At 67.9% G+C, this 16,241-nt stretch carries 19 protein-coding genes; 10 read left to right on the top strand and 9 right to left on the bottom strand.

The genetic code is table 11. The annotated features are described in order from the left end of the window. Positions 1-4 precede the first annotated feature (4 nt). The gene (locus ABQF13_RS17200; protein WP_448393979.1) at positions 5-766 is read left to right on the top strand and encodes an iron reductase; all 762 of its coding nucleotides are present in this window, start codon (positions 5-7) and stop codon (positions 764-766) included. A 139-nt stretch (positions 767-905) separates the two neighbouring features. On the opposite strand, the gene ABQF13_RS17195 is transcribed toward ABQF13_RS17200, so the two are convergent. Beyond that, entirely contained in the window at positions 906-1,286 is a 381-nt protein-coding gene (locus ABQF13_RS17195) for a rhodanese-like domain-containing protein (RefSeq protein WP_448393978.1), read from the bottom strand. 76 nt (positions 1,287-1,362) lie between these two features. Here ABQF13_RS17195 and ABQF13_RS17190 point away from each other — a divergent pair, with 76 nt between their 5' ends. The 7 genes from ABQF13_RS17190 to ABQF13_RS17160 are packed head-to-tail and all read left to right on the top strand — an operon-like array spanning position 1,363 to position 6,111. Next, positions 1,363-1,752 carry a PaaI family thioesterase gene (locus ABQF13_RS17190; RefSeq protein ID WP_448394084.1) on the top strand — a complete coding sequence of 130 codons (390 nt, stop codon included), beginning with the start codon at positions 1,363-1,365 and terminating at the stop codon, positions 1,750-1,752. Positions 1,753-1,806: 54 nt separating this feature from the next. After that, on the top strand, positions 1,807-2,109 hold the full coding sequence (locus ABQF13_RS17185) for an urease subunit gamma (protein WP_448393977.1): 303 nt from the start codon (positions 1,807-1,809) through the stop codon (positions 2,107-2,109). An 8-nt stretch (positions 2,110-2,117) separates the two neighbouring features. Next, positions 2,118-2,432, top strand: a complete 315-nt coding sequence (locus ABQF13_RS17180) for an urease subunit beta (protein ID WP_448394083.1) — start codon at positions 2,118-2,120, stop codon at positions 2,430-2,432. Beyond that, positions 2,429-4,153 carry an urease subunit alpha gene (locus ABQF13_RS17175; protein ID WP_448393976.1) on the top strand — a complete coding sequence of 575 codons (1,725 nt, stop codon included), beginning with the start codon at positions 2,429-2,431 and terminating at the stop codon, positions 4,151-4,153. The genes ABQF13_RS17180 and ABQF13_RS17175 overlap by 4 nt, the downstream gene beginning before the upstream one ends. Then, positions 4,153-4,788 (top strand): urease accessory protein UreF, encoded by a 636-nt coding sequence (locus tag ABQF13_RS17170; protein ID WP_448393975.1) that lies wholly within the window; start codon positions 4,153-4,155, stop codon positions 4,786-4,788. Before ABQF13_RS17175 ends, ABQF13_RS17170 begins: the two co-directional genes overlap by 1 nt. A gap of 10 nt (positions 4,789-4,798) precedes the next feature. Next, complete coding sequence (ureG, locus tag ABQF13_RS17165) at positions 4,799-5,485, top strand: urease accessory protein UreG (protein ID WP_448393974.1); 687 nt, start codon at positions 4,799-4,801, stop codon at positions 5,483-5,485. Further along, positions 5,485-6,111 carry an urease accessory protein UreD gene (locus ABQF13_RS17160; RefSeq protein WP_448393973.1) on the top strand — a complete coding sequence of 209 codons (627 nt, stop codon included), beginning with the start codon at positions 5,485-5,487 and terminating at the stop codon, positions 6,109-6,111. The genes ureG and ABQF13_RS17160 overlap by 1 nt, the downstream gene beginning before the upstream one ends. Here the strand turns inward: ABQF13_RS17160 and urtE are convergent. The 8 genes from urtE to ABQF13_RS17120 all read right to left on the bottom strand — a co-directional run bounded on the left by urtE (position 6,108) and on the right by ABQF13_RS17120 (position 14,151). After that, the gene (gene urtE / locus ABQF13_RS17155; protein ID WP_448393972.1) at positions 6,108-6,800 is read right to left on the bottom strand and encodes an urea ABC transporter ATP-binding subunit UrtE; all 693 of its coding nucleotides are present in this window, start codon (positions 6,798-6,800) and stop codon (positions 6,108-6,110) included. The genes ABQF13_RS17160 and urtE overlap by 4 nt on opposite strands. After that, positions 6,800-7,588 carry an urea ABC transporter ATP-binding protein UrtD gene (gene urtD / locus ABQF13_RS17150; protein ID WP_448393971.1) on the bottom strand — a complete coding sequence of 263 codons (789 nt, stop codon included), beginning with the start codon at positions 7,586-7,588 and terminating at the stop codon, positions 6,800-6,802. The genes urtE and urtD overlap by 1 nt, the downstream gene beginning before the upstream one ends. Continuing rightward, positions 7,585-8,709 carry an urea ABC transporter permease subunit UrtC gene (gene urtC / locus ABQF13_RS17145; protein WP_448393970.1) on the bottom strand — a complete coding sequence of 375 codons (1,125 nt, stop codon included), beginning with the start codon at positions 8,707-8,709 and terminating at the stop codon, positions 7,585-7,587. Before urtC ends, urtD begins: the two co-directional genes overlap by 4 nt. Next, on the bottom strand, positions 8,706-9,590 hold the full coding sequence (gene urtB / locus ABQF13_RS17140; protein WP_448393969.1) for an urea ABC transporter permease subunit UrtB: 885 nt from the start codon (positions 9,588-9,590) through the stop codon (positions 8,706-8,708). The genes urtC and urtB overlap by 4 nt, the downstream gene beginning before the upstream one ends. 7 nt (positions 9,591-9,597) lie before the next feature. Beyond that, entirely contained in the window at positions 9,598-10,848 is a 1,251-nt protein-coding gene (gene urtA, locus ABQF13_RS17135) for an urea ABC transporter substrate-binding protein (protein ID WP_448393968.1), read from the bottom strand. A gap of 186 nt (positions 10,849-11,034) precedes the next feature. Continuing rightward, positions 11,035-12,408, bottom strand: a complete 1,374-nt coding sequence (locus tag ABQF13_RS17130; protein ID WP_448393967.1) for a type II NADH:quinone oxidoreductase Ndh — start codon at positions 12,406-12,408, stop codon at positions 11,035-11,037. Between the two features lie 112 nt (positions 12,409-12,520). Further along, positions 12,521-13,450, bottom strand: a complete 930-nt coding sequence (locus tag ABQF13_RS17125) for an LLM class F420-dependent oxidoreductase (RefSeq protein WP_448393966.1) — start codon at positions 13,448-13,450, stop codon at positions 12,521-12,523. Positions 13,451-13,479: 29 nt separating this feature from the next. Continuing rightward, positions 13,480-14,151, bottom strand: coding sequence for an SDR family oxidoreductase (locus ABQF13_RS17120; protein WP_448394082.1), 672 nt, complete (start codon positions 14,149-14,151; stop codon positions 13,480-13,482). A gap of 168 nt (positions 14,152-14,319) precedes the next feature. On the opposite strand from ABQF13_RS17120, the gene ABQF13_RS17115 reads away from it, so the two are divergent. Together ABQF13_RS17115 and ABQF13_RS17110 are read left to right on the top strand one after the other, a co-directional pair. Further along, positions 14,320-15,114, top strand: coding sequence for an ABC transporter permease (locus ABQF13_RS17115; protein WP_448393965.1), 795 nt, complete (start codon positions 14,320-14,322; stop codon positions 15,112-15,114). A gap of 6 nt (positions 15,115-15,120) precedes the next feature. Then, positions 15,121-16,173 (top strand): sulfate/molybdate ABC transporter ATP-binding protein, encoded by a 1,053-nt coding sequence (locus ABQF13_RS17110; protein ID WP_448393964.1) that lies wholly within the window; start codon positions 15,121-15,123, stop codon positions 16,171-16,173. Positions 16,174-16,241 lie beyond the last annotated feature (68 nt).

Genomic DNA, 16,241 nt, shown 5'->3' with positions numbered 1-16,241 from the left:
GCGCATGACAGTTGCGGTCGACGATCCGCTCATCGCCAGCATGGCGATCAGGCGGCCGCTGCCACTGCACGAATCGAGCCGACGCCTGCGTGAGCTCTATCCCGAATGTCCGCGGGTTTACGGCGTCGCGGTGATGGGGGACCTGTCGCGCCGGCGATGGTGGCCATTGACTGAGGCGTTGACCACAGACCGTCTGCAGAACATGTTCGATCTGGCCAATGCGGAGACCGACAGCCCGACGGCGGTGACCCACCAGTTGGCCGCGACGCTGGCCCACGTCGTCGTCGGGCGGGTGATACCGCTTCTGGTGTTGGAGGGGCGGGCTTGGGACCCCGGCCTGGAGAACCTCTGGGTGCATGTCGATTCCGAAGGTGCGATCGACTGGGTCGGTGTCGCGGATCCGACGGTGCGGACGCTGCCCGACGATCCGTATTTCGATAACGGCAGGGCGGTGAGCGACGGGATCGTGGCGTTGCCGAGCGAGGCGGCGCTGACGACGTGGGTGGCCCACCGCAGCCACCGCGCCCTCGAGCCGCTGTTCACCAAGCTGGCCGCCGTCAGCCACGGGGCGATGTCGGCGGCATCCATGTGGCATGTCGTGGGCACGGCAGTGGTGAGCGCCGCGACCCTGGTGCCACTGCTGGCGGGGTCCAGTGAGCTGACCGCCATGCAGCGCGGACAGGCCGTGCTCGACGCCTTCGTCGGCTTCGGGCTGCCGGTCCGCGGAACGCCCCGGGTTTCCGGAGCGAAGGTCTTGCTTAATTAGGCAAGCCTTGCCTATCCTGAATCCGGTCATTGACGTCGACCACCGGACCGCGCCGGAGTCCTGAGGGCTGCAGAGACTCCCGGTCCACATCAAGGACGGGCCCCACACCGCTGGTGTGGGGCCCGTCCGAGTCTCTTGGCTATGCCTTCTCTACGGCACCGCCGCTTTCGGCCCAGTCGCCGAAACCGCCCAGGTTGTACACCTGCTCGTAGCCGAGTTCCTTGAGCGCCTGACCGGACAGCGCCGAACGCCCACCGGAGGCGCAGTACACGATCACGGTTTTGTCCTTCGAGAAGTTGTCGTCGTGGTACGGCGACTCAGGGTCGGCCCGGAACTCCAACATGCCGCGCGGGACGTGCACGGCGCCGGCCACCTTGCCGCTCTGCTCGACCTCGGGTGCGTCGCGTACGTCGACGACCAGGGTGTTGCCATTGGCGATAATCTCGGACGCCTCGGCATAGGAGATGTGCGGCACCACCGCGTTGGCGGCGGCCACCAGATCTTTTGCGCTCTTGGTCATGCCCGACGATCATGCCACTACCCCTGCGGACAGGGCGTCGGCGAGCACGTGTAGACACGTTCGCGTGAGCATCGACATGGCCGATCTCGGCAAGGGATTCGACAACGCACTGGGTTTGACCTATGCCGACCTCAGCGCTGACGGCGGAACGGCGCGGCTGACCATCGACGAAAAGCTGCTACAGCCCGGGGGCATCGTGCACGGCGGCGTGTACTGCGCGATCGTCGAGAGCCTGGCCAGTGTGTCCGGCCAGCTCTGGCTCGCCGAAAACGGCGGCGGCCACGTGGTCGGGGTCAACAACAACACCGACTTCCTGCGCGCCATCTCCTCGGGCGCGGTCACCGCGGTATCCACCCCGATCCACCGCGGACGACGCCAACAGCTGTGGCAGATCACCATCACCGACGAGCGCGACCGCGTCGTCGCCCGTGGGCAGGTGCGGCTGCAGAACATGCCCGCGGAGTAACACACACGTCGCTCGCGCTGCCGCGCCGGCGGAGGCATGGCAATATCGCCGACTATGCGCTTAACGCCGCATGAACAGGATCTGCTGCTGCTGTCGTATGCCGCCGAGTTGGCGCGGCGGCGACAGGCCCGCGGCCTGCTGCTCAACCATCCCGAGGCGGTCGCCGTGATCACCGACCACATCCTCGAGGGCGCCCGTGACGGCCGCACGGTTGCGGAATTGATGGTCAGCGGTCGTGAGGTGCTGCGCCGCGACGACGTCATGGAAGGGGTGCCCGAGATGCTCGAGGATGTCCAGGTGGAGGCGACGTTTCCGGACGGCACCAAGCTGGTCACCGTCCACCACCCGATCTCGTGAGCGGGCCCATGGTGCCCGGCGAGATCGTATTCGGCGCCGGCGACATCGAGATCAACGTCGGCGCAACCCGTCTCGAGATCGAAGTGGTCAACACCGGTGACCGCCCTGTGCAGGTTGGCAGCCATGTGCACCTGCCGCAGGCCAACGCGGCGCTGGAGTTCGACCGCGCCGCCGCGCACGGAAACCGGCTCGATATCCCTGCTGGCACCGCGGTGCGCTTCGAACCCGGTGTCGCCCAACAGGTCACGCTGGTGCCGCTGTCCGGTTCACGCGAAGTGCACGGGTTGACGCTGTCGCCTCCGGGCCGTCTGGACGCGTCATGACCCGGCTGTCGCGGCCTCGGTACGCCGCGCTGTTCGGTCCAACCACGGGCGACCGCATCCGGTTGGCCGACACCGATCTGTTCGTCGAGATCACCGAGGACCGCAGCGGCGGCCCAGATCTGGCCGGTGACGAGGCGGTGTTCGGCGGCGGCAAGGTGTTGCGCGAGTCGATGGGGCAGGCCCGAGCCACCAGGGCCGACGGTGCGCCCGACACCGTGATCACCGGCGCGGTCATCATCGACTACTGGGGAATCATCAAGGCCGACATCGGAATTCGTGACGGGCGCATCGTGGCGATCGGCAAGGCGGGCAACCCCGACATCATGGCGGGCGTGCACCCCGACCTGGTGGTCGGACCGTCGACGGAGATCATCGCAGGAAACGGCCGCATCGTCACGGCTGGCGGTATCGACTGCCACGTGCACCTGATCTGTCCGCAGTTGATGTCGGAGGCGATCGGCTCCGGCGTCACCACCGTGATCGCCGGCGGCACCGGGCCCGCCGAAGGCAGCAAGGCCACCACGGTCACCCCTGGTGCGTGGCATCTGGGACGGATGCTGGAGTCGCTGGATTCCTGGCCGCTCAACATCGCGTTGCTGGGCAAGGGCAACACCGTCAGCGCCGAGGCGATGTGGGAGCAGTTGCGCGGTGGCGCTTCGGGTTTCAAGTTGCACGAGGACTGGGGATCGACGCCTGCGGCGATCGACGCCTGCCTGACCGTCGCCGATGCGGCCGGGGTGCAGGTGGCGCTGCACTCGGACACACTCAACGAAGCCGGTTTCGTCGAGAACACGATCGGCGCGATCAACGGACGCTCGATCCACGCCTACCACACCGAGGGCGCGGGCGGTGGGCACGCACCCGACATCATCACGGTGGCGGCACAGCCGCACGTGCTGCCCAGTTCGACGAACCCGACCCGGCCCCACACCGTCAACACCCTCGACGAGCACCTCGACATGCTGATGGTGTGCCATCACCTCAATCCCGCTGTGCCAGAAGACCTCGCATTCGCCGAGAGCCGGATCCGCCCGTCGACGATGGCCGCCGAGGACCTGCTGCACGACATCGGCGCGATCTCGATGATCGGCAGCGACGCGCAGGCGATGGGACGGATCGGGGAGGTGGTCATCCGCACCGTGCAGACCGCGCATGTGATGAAACGCCGCCGGGGCGCCCTGCCGGGTGACACCGCAGGCGCCGACAACAACCGGGTGCGCCGCTATGTCGCCAAGTACACGATCTGCCCGGCCATCGCGCACGGCCTCGACGACGAGGTGGGTTCGGTCGAGGTGGGCAAGCTGGCCGACCTCGTGTTGTGGGAGCCGGCGTTCTTCGGGGTGCGACCGCACGCCGTGCTGAAGGGCGGCATGATCGCCTGGGCCGCAATGGGAGACGCCAATGCGTCGATACCGACCCCGCAGCCGGTGCTGCCGCGGCCCATGTTCGGCGCTGCGCCGGTGTCGGCGGCGACCACGTCGGTGCACTTCGTGTCCCCGCAGGCCGTCGAGGACGGGCTGGCGGACCGGCTCGCCGTCGCCCGCCGAATGGTCGCGGTCAAGGATGTACGCGCGGTGGGTAAAGCCGATCTGCCGCTCAACGACGCGCTGCCCGACATCGAGGTCGATCCGGACACGTTCACCGTGCGCATCGACGGCGACGTGTGGCGTGCGGATCCGGCCGCCGAACTTCCCATGGCGCAGCGGTACTTCCTGTTCTGATGACCAACCTCGCGACGCTGTTGACGCTGGCGGACTCGCGGCTGCCGACCGGCGGGCACGTGCACTCCGGCGGCGTCGAGCAGGCCGTCGCCGAGGGACGAGTGCGCGACCTCGCGACGCTGCGGGCGTTTCTGCGCCGCCGCGTCCGCACCCACGGCCTGGTGGCGGCGTCGGTCGCGGCGGCGGTGCACAGCGCCCGGCTCGACGTCGAGGCCGCCGACCGCGAAACCGACGCCCGCACACCGGCTCCGGCGGCACGCCAGGCCTCCCGCGCCCAGGGCCGCGGTCTGGTCCGCCTGGCGCGGCAGGTGTGGTCTGACGTCGAATGGCGCCGGCTTGGCAGCACCCCGCACCTGGCGGTTGCGGCGGGCGTGGTGGGGGCCGCCGCCGACATGGTGCCCGAACACACCGCGCTGTCGGTGATCTACACGACGATGACCGGTTCGGCCACCGCCGCGCAGCGGCTGCTGGCCCTGGACCCCGGTGACGTCGCGGCTGTGACGTTCGAATTGGCGCCGCTGTGTGACCAACTCGCCGCCGAGGCCGCTAAGGAGCTGGCCGAACTGTCCGATCCGCTGCTCGACGTGCTGGCCGAAAGGCACAGCCAACGCGAACGCCCGCTGTTTGCCTCCTGAAAGGCGCACCATGCCACCGCATTTCCTCGACGGTCAGCCCCACGCTCACCTCGACCGGCCCAAGCGCCTGCGGCAGCCGAGGGAGCCGCTGCGCATCGGGGTCGGCGGACCCGTCGGCTCGGGCAAGACGGCGCTGGTCGCCGCACTGTGCAGGCAGCTGCGCGATGACCTGTCGTTGGCGGTGCTGACCAACGACATCTACACCACCGAGGACGCCGACTTTCTGCGCCGGCATGCAGTGCTCCCCGATGCACGCATCGCGGCGGTGCAGACCGGCGGCTGCCCGCACACCGCCATCCGCGACGACATCACCGCCAACCTCGACGCCATCGACGACCTCATCGCGGCCAACTCGGGCCCGGCGGAGCGGCTCGACCTGATCCTGGTCGAGTCCGGCGGTGACAACCTGACCGCCACGTTCTCCTCGGGTCTCGTCGACGTCCAGGTCTTCGTCATCGACGTGGCCGGTGGCGACAAGGTGCCGCGCAAAGGTGGCCCCGGTGTGACGTACTCGGATCTGTTGGTGGTCAACAAGATCGACCTTGCCCCGCTAGTCGGCGCCGACCTCGACGTGATGCGCCGCGACGCCGCCGCCGTACGCGGTGAGCGTCCCACGGTGTTGATCTCGCTGACCGAGGACCCGGCGGCGACGCCGGTTCTGGCCTGGGTGCGCCAGCAGCTGCAGGTGCCGGTCTAGTGCGCTCTGACGTGGTGATCATCGCCAGCCCCGGCCGCCGGGCGCGGATCGAGTGCACGGGGGCGCTGGCGGCACGCCACACCGAGGCCGACACCGTGCACCTGGTGTCGGCCGCGGCCACCCCGTTGGGCGGTGACACGCTGGCGGTGCGCGTCGTCGTCGAAGCGGGCGCGCGGCTGCGGGTGCGCACGACGGCGGCAACGGTGACGCTGCCGGGTCCGTCGACGGTCGAATCGCGCGCGGTGTGGAACCTCGAGGTCGCCGGGGATCTCGACCTCGATCCGGAGCCCACCGTCGTCGCCGCGACGTCGCGCCACCTCACCGCCACCCACCTGGAATTGACCGGGCCGGGCCGGGTCCGGCTGCGGGAGCGGGTGCAGATCGGCAGATCTGGTGAGTGCCAGGGGTTCTGGTCGGGAGCGTTGCACGCCGACGTTGACGGTTCGCCGTTGCTGCGCCACCGCATCGAGCTGGGCAGCGGCTCGGTGACCGACGACGATCTCGGCGCGCCGATGGCCTGTGTCAGCGAACTGCACTATCCGAACGGCTGCGCCGACACCGCGGGGCTACCGTTGGCCCTGGCCGGCGGCGGCTGCCTGGCCACCTGGCAGGGGGAGCGGCTCTAGATCGCCATCGCGGCGCGCACATCGGTTTCCGAGGCCGAGCCGCCGGTGCCGCTGGAGGTGAGCCGTCCGGCTTCCAGAATGTAGTAGCGCTGCGAGGACTCCAGCGCGAAGCCGATGTGTTGTTCGACGAGCAGCACACCGAGGTTTCCGCGGTTGGTGAGATCGGTGATCGCGGATTCGATCTCGGCCACCACCGAGGGCTGGATACCCTCGGTCGGCTCGTCGAGGATCAGGCATCGGGGAGCCGTGATCAACGCGCGGGCGATCGCGAGCTGCTGACGTTGCCCACCTGAAAGCAGACCGGCCTTGCGGTACAGCACTTCTCGCAGAGCCGGAAACAGGTCGAGTTGTTCATCGATGCGCTGTTTGCCGTTCTTGCGCCCGTCGGCGACGACCTGAAGGTTCTCCATGGTGGTCAGCTGTCCGAAGGACTGCTGGCCCTGCGGCACGTAGGCGAGGCCGCGGCCCACCCGCACGCTCGGACGCAGCTTGGTGATGTCTTCGCCGTCGAAGAGCACTTTGCCCGCGGCACATTTGAGCAGTCCGACCGCTGCGCGTAGCAGCGTGGTCTTACCCGCGCCGTTGTGGCCCATCACCGCCGCCACGCCCTCGCTGGGCACCTCGATGCTGACGCCGTGGATGACCTCGGAGCGGCCGTAACCGCTGCGGACGTCGACGAGTTGCAGCATCAGTGGTTCTCCTCGACCAGTGCGGTGCCGAGGTAGACCTCCTGCACCTTCGGGTTGGCTTGGACTTCGGCGACCGTTCCGTCGGCGATGACCTGTCCGCGGGCCAGCACGGTCACCGAGGTGGCGAAGGCCCGCATGAAATCCATATCGTGTTCGACCACGACGACGGTGCGCTGTGCGCCGATGCGGCGCAACAGGTTTCCGGTTTCTTCGCGTTCTTCGTGGCTCATGCCAGCGACCGGTTCGTCGAGCAGCAGCACGTCGGCGTTCTGCACCAGCAGCATGCCGATCTCCAGCCACTGCTTCTGGCCGTGGGCCAGCGCCCCGGCCGGCTTGTCGGCGTAGTCAGCCAACCCGATCGTGTCGAGCGCGGTTTCGATTTCGGGCAGCACCCCGCGCCTGCGGCGCAGCAGTTTCCACGCCGACCGGCCCGCGCCCGCGGCGATGTCGAGGTTCTGCAGCACGGTCAGCTGCTCGAACACGCTGGCGGTTTGGAACGTGCGCCCCACCCCGAGCCGGGCGATCTGGTGCACCTTCTTACCGAGCAGCTCCACCCCGGACTTGTTGACCGACCCGGTGGCGCTGACCAGGCCCGTGACCGCGTCGATGACCGTAGTCTTACCTGCGCCGTTGGGCCCGATCAGAAACCGCAGGTCACCCTGGAACAGGGTGAGGTCGACGCCGCTGACTGCCTTGAAGCCGTCGAAATCGACGGTGAGCCCGCGGATCTCGAGATACTCGGCGCCCATGCCGGCGTTGCCGCCGGCGACCGGTTTTTCGCTCGTCATGTGGACACGCCCACCTTGTCGCTGTCGGATGCGGGTTCGGGTTGCCCCGCCGGTTCAGGCGCGGGCGGCGGCTTTGGTTTGCGGAACCGCCGCCGCGCGAACACCGCGCCCAGGCCGGCCAGCCCGGCGGGCATGAAACCGACGACCAGTATGAACAGCAGGCCCTGGGCGTAGGTCCACTCCGAGGGAAACCGTTCGGAGAACACCGTTTGCGCCCAGGCGACCCCGATGGCGCCCAGCACCGGGCCCAACAGCGTGGTGCGGCCGCCGATGGCCACCCCGATCAGAAACGCGATCGACGGCAGGATGCCGACCTGTGAGGGCGCGATGAACCCGACGATCGGCGCGAACAATGCGCCGGCGATGCTGGCGAACAGCGCGGCGACCGAATACGCGACCACCTTGATGTTGGCCGGGTCGTAGCCGAGGAACCGCACCCGTTCCTCACCGTCGCGCACGGCGACCAGCAGTTCGCCGTACCGGCTCACCACCAGCTGCCGCACCACCGCGACCACCAGCAGCAGTACCGCGGCGGCGATGAAGTACAGCATCCGCCGATTCACCGGGTCGTTGAGCGTGAAACCGAAGAAGGTGCGAAACCTGTTGAGCCCGTTGCTGCCTCCCAGGCTGGTCTGCCCGACCAGCAGGATCGCCAGCGCGGCCGCCAGGGCTTGCGACAGGATCGCGAAGTACGCGCCCTTGACCCGGCGTTTGAACACACCGAAACCCAACGCGGCGGCGATGGCGGTCGGCACCAGCACGATCGCGGCCAGCGTGAACGCGGGGGAGGCGAACGGCACCCAGTAGCCGGGCAATTCACGCACCCCGGCGATCTGCATGAAGTCCGGCACGTCGTTGCCGCGGATCTGTGCGTCGGCGATCTTGAGGTGCATGCCCATCATGTAGCCGCCGAGGCCGAAAAACACCCCTTGGCCCAGCACGAGCATGCCGCCGCGGCCCCAGGCCAGCCCGATGCCGACCGCGACGATCGCGAAGCACAGGAACTTGGCCAGCAGGCTGAGCCGGAACTCCGACAACACCGCGGGCGCCACAGCGAACAGCAGCACGGCGGCGAGACCGAAGCCGGCCCAGGTCTGCCAGCGGCCCAGAACGGTTTTCACGCGAGGCTCCTTGTCCGGACGGTGAACAGGCCCTGCGGACGGACCTGCAGGAAGATCACGATGATCACGAACAGCACCACCTTGGCCACCGACGCGGTGCTGTTGTACTCGAGGAACGAATTCACCAGGCCCAGCCCGAACGCGGCGATCACCGTTCCCTTGAGCTGGCCCAGTCCGCCGACCACGACCACCAGGAACGCGTCGATCAGGTAGCTCTGCCCGATGGTGGGGCTGGTCGAACCGATCAGCGTCAACGCCACCCCCGCCACCGCCGCCAGCCCCGAGCCGACGAAAAACGTTGTGACGTCGGTCGTTCGCGACGAGATGCCGCTGGTCTCCGCCAGGTCCCGGTTCGCCACCACAGCGCGGATGCGCCGGCCCATCGGGCTGAACTTCAGCGCGGCCGCCAGCGCCGCGACACACGCGACGGCCAGCACCAGGATGAAGATCCGGGTCTTGGGCACCACCGCGCCGAACATCTCCACCCCGCCGGACAACCAAGCCGGCGCGACCACGTTGACGGCGGGCGCGCCGAAGATGTCGCGCGCGACCTGTTGTAGCACGAGCCCGACGCCGAACGTCACCAGCAGCGTGTCGAGGGGGCGGTGGTACATCCGCCGGATCAGCGTGGTCTCCAGTAGTGCACCGAGCGCACCGCCGATGAGGAAACCGACCAGCAGTGAGATCAGCAGCGACGCACCGGCGTTGGAGACGATCTGCTGCACGACGTAGGCGGTGTAGCAGCCGGCCATGATGAACTCGCCGTGCGCCATGTTGATGACGCCCATCTGGCCGAACGTCAGCGACAAGCCCAGCGCGGCCAGCAACAGGATCGAGCCGAGGCTCAATCCCGTTGCCAGCTGCCCGATCAGGACATCCATAAGGTGCTCAGCTGGACAGGCCGGCCGCCCACGGGTAGCCCTCGAGGTAGGGGTCCGGCTCGATCGGGCCGGGCGACTCCCAGATCGTGTAGATCAGCCCGTCGGGGCGGATCTCTCCGATGCGGGCGGTCTTGGTGATGTGGTTGTTGTCACCGTCGATCTGCACCAGGCCCTCCGGGGCGTCGAACTGGACCCCGCCGGCAGCTTGCTGCACGTCAGGAACCGCGAACGAGTTCGCCTTCTCGACCGTGTTCTTCCACAGGTAGACCGAGACGTAGGCCGCCTCCATCGGGTCCGATGTCGGCTTGTCGGCGCCGTACTTGTCCTTGTAGGCCTTGACGAACGCATTGTTGACCGGGCTGTCGATGGTCTGGTAATAGTCCCAGGCGGTCAGCTGACCGGTGATGTTCTGCACGCCGATACCGCCGATCTCTTCCTCGGCGATCGATACCGACACGACGGGCATGTCCTGCGGCGTCAGGCCGACGTTTCGGTACTCGCGGAAGAACGCCACGTTGGAGTCACCGTTGAGGGTGTTGAACACCGCGTCGGCGTCGGCGGTGCGAACCTTGTTGACGATCGTGGAGAAGTCCGTCGAGCCCAGCGGCGTGTAGTCCCCGCCCTTGATCTCGATGCCGTTGGCTACGGCGTACGCCTTGATGATCCGGTTGGCGGTCTGCGGGAAGACGTAGTCGCTGCCGACCAGGTACAAGGAGGTGACGCCCTGCTCCTTGAGATAGTCCAGCGCGGGCACGATCTGCTGGTTGGTGGTGGCCCCGGTGTAGAAGATGTTGTCGGAGGCCTCCAGGCCCTCGTACTGCACCGGGTAGTAGAGCAGCGCGTTTGCGCTTTCGAACACCGGCAGCATCGCCTTGCGCGACGAGGACGTCCAGCCGCCGAAGACCGCTGCAACACAGTCGCTGCTGATCAGCTTCTCCGCCTTCTCGGCGAACACCGTCGGTTCGGAGGCCCCGTCCTCACCGACCAGCTCGATCTGCTTGCCCATGACGCCGCCGGCGGCGTTGATCTGCTCGACCGCCAGATCGATGGCGTTTCGCACGGTCACCTCTGAGATGGCCATGGTGCCCGAAAGTGAGTTCAGCGCTCCGACTTTGACACTGGGCCCCGAGGTGTCGACACAAGACTCGGCGCTGGCCGAACCTGATTCACCTGCCTTGCTTCCGCAGCCTGCCAGTACCAGGCCCGTTGCGGCGGCGAGGCTTCCGGCCACCAGCACTGAGCGTCGTAGAAGTCGCATGAACAGCCTTTCCCTATATGTCCCGCAGACAACGTGCGGTTGTTCGCTTGGGGACGTTAGAGCGGCTGTGTTTCTGCCAAATGTCTGTATGTGACGAACAAATTAACCTGTGGTGTGTGCAGGCAGATTCAACGCGAACACCCGCGCACGCGAGTACCTTGACGGCACAAGGTCATTGAACGGTGGTCAGACCGCGGCTTTCTGCGTGTCCTGCACCGATGCCGCGATCTCCTCGAGCTCTTCGATCCTGGTGCGGGCGTAGGCCTGCTGCTCGGTGATCGTGAGGTTGCCGCGCTGGGTGGACAGGAAGGTCACGGTCCAGGACACCAGCGTGGTGAGCTTGCGGCGGAAGCCGACCAGGTAGACCAGGTGCAGCACCAGCCAGGCCAGCCAGGCAATGAACCCGCCGAACTCCAGCGGCCCGATCTTGGCGACCGCGGAGAAGCGGGACACCGTGGCCATCGAGCCCTTGTCGAAGTACTGGAACGGCTCGCGCTGCGCCGGGTCGGCGCCCTTGATATGGCCCTTGATGGCGTCGGCGGCGTACCTGCCGCCCTGGATGGCGCCCTGCGCCTGCCCTGGCACCCCTTCGACGTAGGCCATATCGCCGACCACGAAGACGTTGGGGTGTCCGGGGATGGACAGGTCCGGTAACACCACGACGCGGCCGGCCTTGTCGATCTCCACGCCGGACTGCTCGGCGAGGTCGCGGCCCAGCGGACTGGCCGACACTCCGGCCGACCACACCTTGGTCGCCGATTCGATACGCCGGATGGTGCCGTCGGCGTCTTTGACGGTGATGCCGTTGCGGTCGACGTCGGTGACCATCGCGCTGAGCTGGATGTCGACGCCCATCTTCTCCAGCCGCGCCTTGGCCTTGTTGCCGAGCTTCTCACCCATCGGCGGCAGCACGGCAGGTGCGGCGTCGAGCAGGATCACCCGCGCGGTGGTCGAATCAATGTGGCGGAACGCACCTTTGAGGGTGTGATCGGCCAATTCAGCGATCTGCCCGGCCATTTCGACGCCGGTCGGTCCCGCGCCGACGACGGTGAACGTGAGCAGCTTCTCCCGGCGGGCGGGGTCGCTGGACCGTTCGGCCTGTTCGAACGCGGTCAGGATGCGGCCCCGCAACTCGAGCGCGTCGTCGATCGACTTCATCCCGGGCGCCCATTCGGCGAAGTGGTCGTTGCCGAAATAAGACTGCCCGGCGCCGGCGGCGACGATCAGCGAATCGAACGGCGTGACGTAGGTGTGGCCGAGCAACTCCGAGGTGACGGTCTGCTTGGTGAGGTCGATGTTGGTGACATCGCCGAGCAGCACCTGACAGTTCTTGTGCTTGCGCAGGATCATCCGGGTCGGCGGGGCGATCTCGCCCGACGGGATGATGCCGGTCGCGACCTGGTACAGCAGGGGCTGGAACAGGTGGTGGCTGGTCTTGGCGATTAGTTTGACGTCGACGTCGGCACGCTTGAGCCGCTTGGCAGCGGTCAACCCGCCGAACCCTGATCCGATGATGACGACTTTGTGCCGATCAGATGCAGTGGCTCCGGGATGGCTCATGATTGGGCTCCTCGAAGGTGCTTCACGTGCAGTTCTACCCACCACGGTAGTGGCCTGAACCTCGGATCGACGATTCCGTCAGCTGTGGCATATCCCACGTCAGGCGTTCAGGTTAGCCTTCCAGAATCGGCTTGAGAAGCTCGCCGACCGCGGTGACCCCACCGGGTTGATATCCGTTGAGGTTCGTCACCGGGCTCAAGATCACGCCGTCGACGCCCGCGTCGAACACTCTGGTCTTCAGCTGCTCGACCACCTGCTCGGGGCTGCCGTAGACGGCCTGCTGTTTGTAGTCGTCGGGAATCACGTCGCCCGTGACGTTTTCGTCGATGATCGCGACGACGAGCATGCTGGTCTCCAGTGTGGCTGGGTCGCGGCCGATCTCGGCGCAGCGGTCCTTGACCACCTGCAGCTTGCGGGGCAGTTCGTCGAAACCGGCGATGATGTTGAGGTGGTCGAAGTGCCGGGCAGCCAGCGGAATGGTCTTCTTCTCGCCGCTGCCGCCGATCATCAGCGGGATGTGGTCGCGCAGCCGCGGCTCGGCCATCGCCTCCTCGGCGCGGTAGTACTTGCCCGAAACGGTGGGCCGCTCACCGGCGATCATCGGCAGGATGATCTGCAGCGCCTCGTCGAGCTTGTTGAACCGGTCGGTGAAGGTGCCGAACTCGTAGCCGAGGCTGTTGTGTTCGAGCTCGTACCAGCCGGTGCCGATACCCAGCACCGCGCGGCCCTGGCTGATCACGTCGAGCGTCGTGATGGCCTTGGCCAGCAGGGTCGGGTTGCGGTAGGTGTTGCCGGTTACCAGCGTGCCCAGCTGCACGCGTTCGGTGGCGGTGGCCAGCCCGCCCAGCGCGGTGTACGCCTCGAGCATCGGCGCATCCGGGGTGCCGAGCCCGGGTAGTTGGTAGAAGTGGTCCATCACGAAGACCGAGTCGAAGCCGGCCGCCTCTGCTTCCTGCGCCTGCTCGATCACAGTGGGGAAGATCTGCGCGACGCCGGTGCCGTAGGAGAAGTTGGGTATCTGAAGTCCGAGTCGAATGCTCACGCAGTAGTTCTACCGCGCCGCGGCCGGATTCATTCCCAGCTGGCCGCGGCGCCCTGGCTGACGTGCAGCGTCTGCCCGGTGATGTGGCGGGCGGCCGGGGTGGTGAGGAATAGCGCCAGCCGGGTGATCTCCTCGGCGACCGTCGGCGTCGTGCGGGACAGGCCGTCGTAGCCCGGTTCGGCGCTGCGGCCTGCGGCTATCGCGTTGACGGTGATACCACGGGTGCCGAAATGGCCGGTCTGGCCGGACGTCCAGTCCGCCACCGCGGCCTTGATGGCCGCCTCGGCGCTGCCGTCACTCGGAGGTGCGGGGATGACGGTCACGATCGACCCGCCGGAGCGCAGATGGTCGCCCAGGACCTGCACGGTCAGCACCGCCGAAAGCACAGTGGCGTCCAGCGCATGCCGCCAGGCCATTGCGTGCTCGGCCAGCGAATAGGCGCGCGGATCGCCCGCGTCCCAGCGCGCGGCGGGCACGTTGACGATGGTGTCCAGATGGTGGGGGAACTGTCCGCGGGCCTCTTCGAGGCTGGCGGGATCGGTGTTGTCGAATACGAGCGCGTCGACATCGAGTTCTTTGGCGGCCACCTCCAGGTCGGCACGCCGAGCGCCGGCGATCACGACCCGGTGTCCGGCGTCGCGGAAACCGCCCGCGATCGTGCGGCCCAGATCGGTGTCCCCGCCGGTGACCAGGACCTCCATCGCACGGACCTCCTTTGTGACCATCGCTGAACCTCAGCAATTGCGGCCAATGTTACTGGACAGTAGCTAGGGGACGAAACAGGCGCGCGGTGAGTCGGCGTCGCGGTAGCCGAACTCCGCCGGGGACGTGTCTTAAGGTTTGGCTGTGATGCGGGAAGCGGCGCCGGTTTGAGCGTGTCAGCGGCCCTGCCCCGATGGCTGTATCTGCCGGCCGCGGTCGGCGCGCTGTTCGTCGCGGTGCCGCTGGCTGCGGTGGCGGCCAAGGTCGACTGGCCCAATTTCCTCTCGCTGATCAGCAGCGAGTCGTCGGTGACAGCGCTGCTGCTCAGCCTGCGCACGGCGGTCGCGAGCACCGCGCTGTGTCTGCTGTTCGGGGTGCCGATGGCGCTGGTGCTGGCTCGCAGTACTAGCCGGTGGATCCGCGTGGTGCGCCCGTTGGTGCTGTTGCCGCTGGTGCTGCCGCCGGTCGTCGGGGGCATCGCGCTGCTGTACGCGTTCGGCCGGCTCGGTCTGCTCGGCCAGTACCTGAGCGCCGCGGGAGTCGATATCGCGTTCACGACGACGGCGGTCGTGCTGGCACAGACGTTCGTGTCGCTGCCGTTTCTGGTCCTGGCGCTGGAGGGCGCCGCGCGTACGTTCGGCGCCGACTACGAGGTGGTGGCCGCGACGCTGGGCGCGGGACCGACGAGTGTGTGGTGGCGGGTGACGTTGCCGCTGTTGGCGCCGGGCCTGGTGTCGGGGGCGGTGCTGGCGTTCGCGCGCGCGCTCGGCGAGTTCGGCGCCACCCTGACCTTCGCCGGTTCAAGGCAGGGGGTCACCCGCACGCTGCCGCTGGAGATCTACCTACAGCGCGAGAGCGATCCCGAGGCGGCGGTGGCGCTGTCGCTGCTGTTGGTCGCCGTGGCCGCCGTCGTGGTGGTCGGGCTCGGCAGCCGACGGCTGCGGGGTGCGAGTGCCTGGTAGTCGGCCGTGACCGAGGTCAGCGTGCGCGCCGTCGTCGAAAGCCGCGGTGTGGACGTCGAATTCACCGTCGAATCGGGCGAGGTGCTTGCGGTGCTCGGCCCCAACGGCGCGGGCAAGTCGACGGCGCTGCATGTGATCGCCGGGTTGGTGCGGCCCGACGAAGGTGTGGTGGCCGTGGGGAAGCGGGTGCTCACCGACGTCCGGGCCGGCGTGCATGTCGCGACCCATGACCGGCGCGTCGGGTTGTTGATGCAGGATCCGCTGCTGTTTCCGCATCTGAGCGTCGCGGCCAACGTGGCGTTTCCGCCGCGCAGCCGCCAGCCCGCCCGCTGGCTGACGGAGGTGGATGCGGCGGAGTTGGCCGACCGGATGCCGCGTCAGCTCTCCGGTGGTCAAGCGCAGCGGGTGGCGCTGGCGCGCGCGTTGGCCGCCGAGCCCGACGTGCTGTTGCTCGACGAGCCGCTGGCGGGGCTGGACGTGGTCGCGGCCACCGCCGTGCGCAAGGTACTGCGAAAGGTGCTCGCCAAGAACGGAGGCTCAGCGGTGATGGTCACCCACGACATCCTCGACGTGCTGACGCTGGCCGATCGGGTGATCGTGATGGAGTCCGGTCGGATCGCCGAAACCGGTTCTGCTGCAGCGGTATTAGCGACACCGCGCAGCGGGTTCGGGGCGCGGTTCGCCGGGGTGAACCTGGTCAACGGTGTGGTGGACGACGACGGCGCGGTGCGGACGACGACGGGGCGCACCTGGCACGGCAACCCGGCGGCCGAACTGGTGGCCGGTGACCCCGCGGTCGCGCTGTTCTACCCGGCCGCTGTCGCGGTGTACCGGGACAGACCCCACGGCAGCCCGCGCAACACCGTCGAGGTGATCGTCGCCGAACTCGACAGTCGCGGACCGGCCATCCGGGTGCGGGCCGAAGACCAGCCCGACGGGGCGCCGGGGCTGGCCGCCGACGTCACTGCCGAGTCGGCAGCCGAGTTGCGGTTGGTGCCGGGCGACCGGATCTACTTCGCGGTGAAGGCGCAGGAAGTGGCGCTCCACCCCAGCGCGTAACACCGCTGACCCGTCGGCGCGAAGAACCAGTTGAAGTACCCCGTGCGACGCGCGGGGGCCTTTTGGCG

The sequence above is a fragment of the Mycolicibacterium sp. XJ879 genome, assembly GCF_053483935.1.
This window is presented reverse-complemented; position numbering and strand designations above follow the sequence as displayed.

Bases quoted from the DNA above. Each gene is read 5' to 3' on its own strand.
- urtB (WP_448393969.1), bottom strand. From the start codon at position 9,590: ATGGATGTCCTGATCGGGCAGCTGGCAACGGGATTGAGCCTCGGCTCG.
- ABQF13_RS17120 (WP_448394082.1), bottom strand. From the start codon at position 14,151: ATGGAGGTCCTGGTCACCGGCGGGGACACCGATCTGGGCCGCACGATC.
- ABQF13_RS17175 (WP_448393976.1), top strand. From the start codon at position 2,429: ATGACCCGGCTGTCGCGGCCTCGGTACGCCGCGCTGTTCGGTCCAACC.
- ABQF13_RS17200 (WP_448393979.1), top strand. From the start codon at position 5: ATGACAGTTGCGGTCGACGATCCGCTCATCGCCAGCATGGCGATCAGG.
- ABQF13_RS17130 (WP_448393967.1), bottom strand. From the start codon at position 12,408: ATGAGCCATCCCGGAGCCACTGCATCTGATCGGCACAAAGTCGTCATC.
- ureG (WP_448393974.1), top strand. From the start codon at position 4,799: ATGCCACCGCATTTCCTCGACGGTCAGCCCCACGCTCACCTCGACCGG.
- urtD (WP_448393971.1), bottom strand. From the start codon at position 7,588: ATGACGAGCGAAAAACCGGTCGCCGGCGGCAACGCCGGCATGGGCGCC.
- urtE (WP_448393972.1), bottom strand. From the start codon at position 6,800: ATGCTGCAACTCGTCGACGTCCGCAGCGGTTACGGCCGCTCCGAGGTC.
- urtA (WP_448393968.1), bottom strand. From the start codon at position 10,848: ATGCGACTTCTACGACGCTCAGTGCTGGTGGCCGGAAGCCTCGCCGCC.
- ABQF13_RS17195 (WP_448393978.1), bottom strand. From the start codon at position 1,286: ATGACCAAGAGCGCAAAAGATCTGGTGGCCGCCGCCAACGCGGTGGTG.
- ABQF13_RS17185 (WP_448393977.1), top strand. From the start codon at position 1,807: ATGCGCTTAACGCCGCATGAACAGGATCTGCTGCTGCTGTCGTATGCC.
- ABQF13_RS17190 (WP_448394084.1), top strand. From the start codon at position 1,363: ATGGCCGATCTCGGCAAGGGATTCGACAACGCACTGGGTTTGACCTAT.
- ABQF13_RS17180 (WP_448394083.1), top strand. From the start codon at position 2,118: ATGGTGCCCGGCGAGATCGTATTCGGCGCCGGCGACATCGAGATCAAC.
- ABQF13_RS17170 (WP_448393975.1), top strand. From the start codon at position 4,153: ATGACCAACCTCGCGACGCTGTTGACGCTGGCGGACTCGCGGCTGCCG.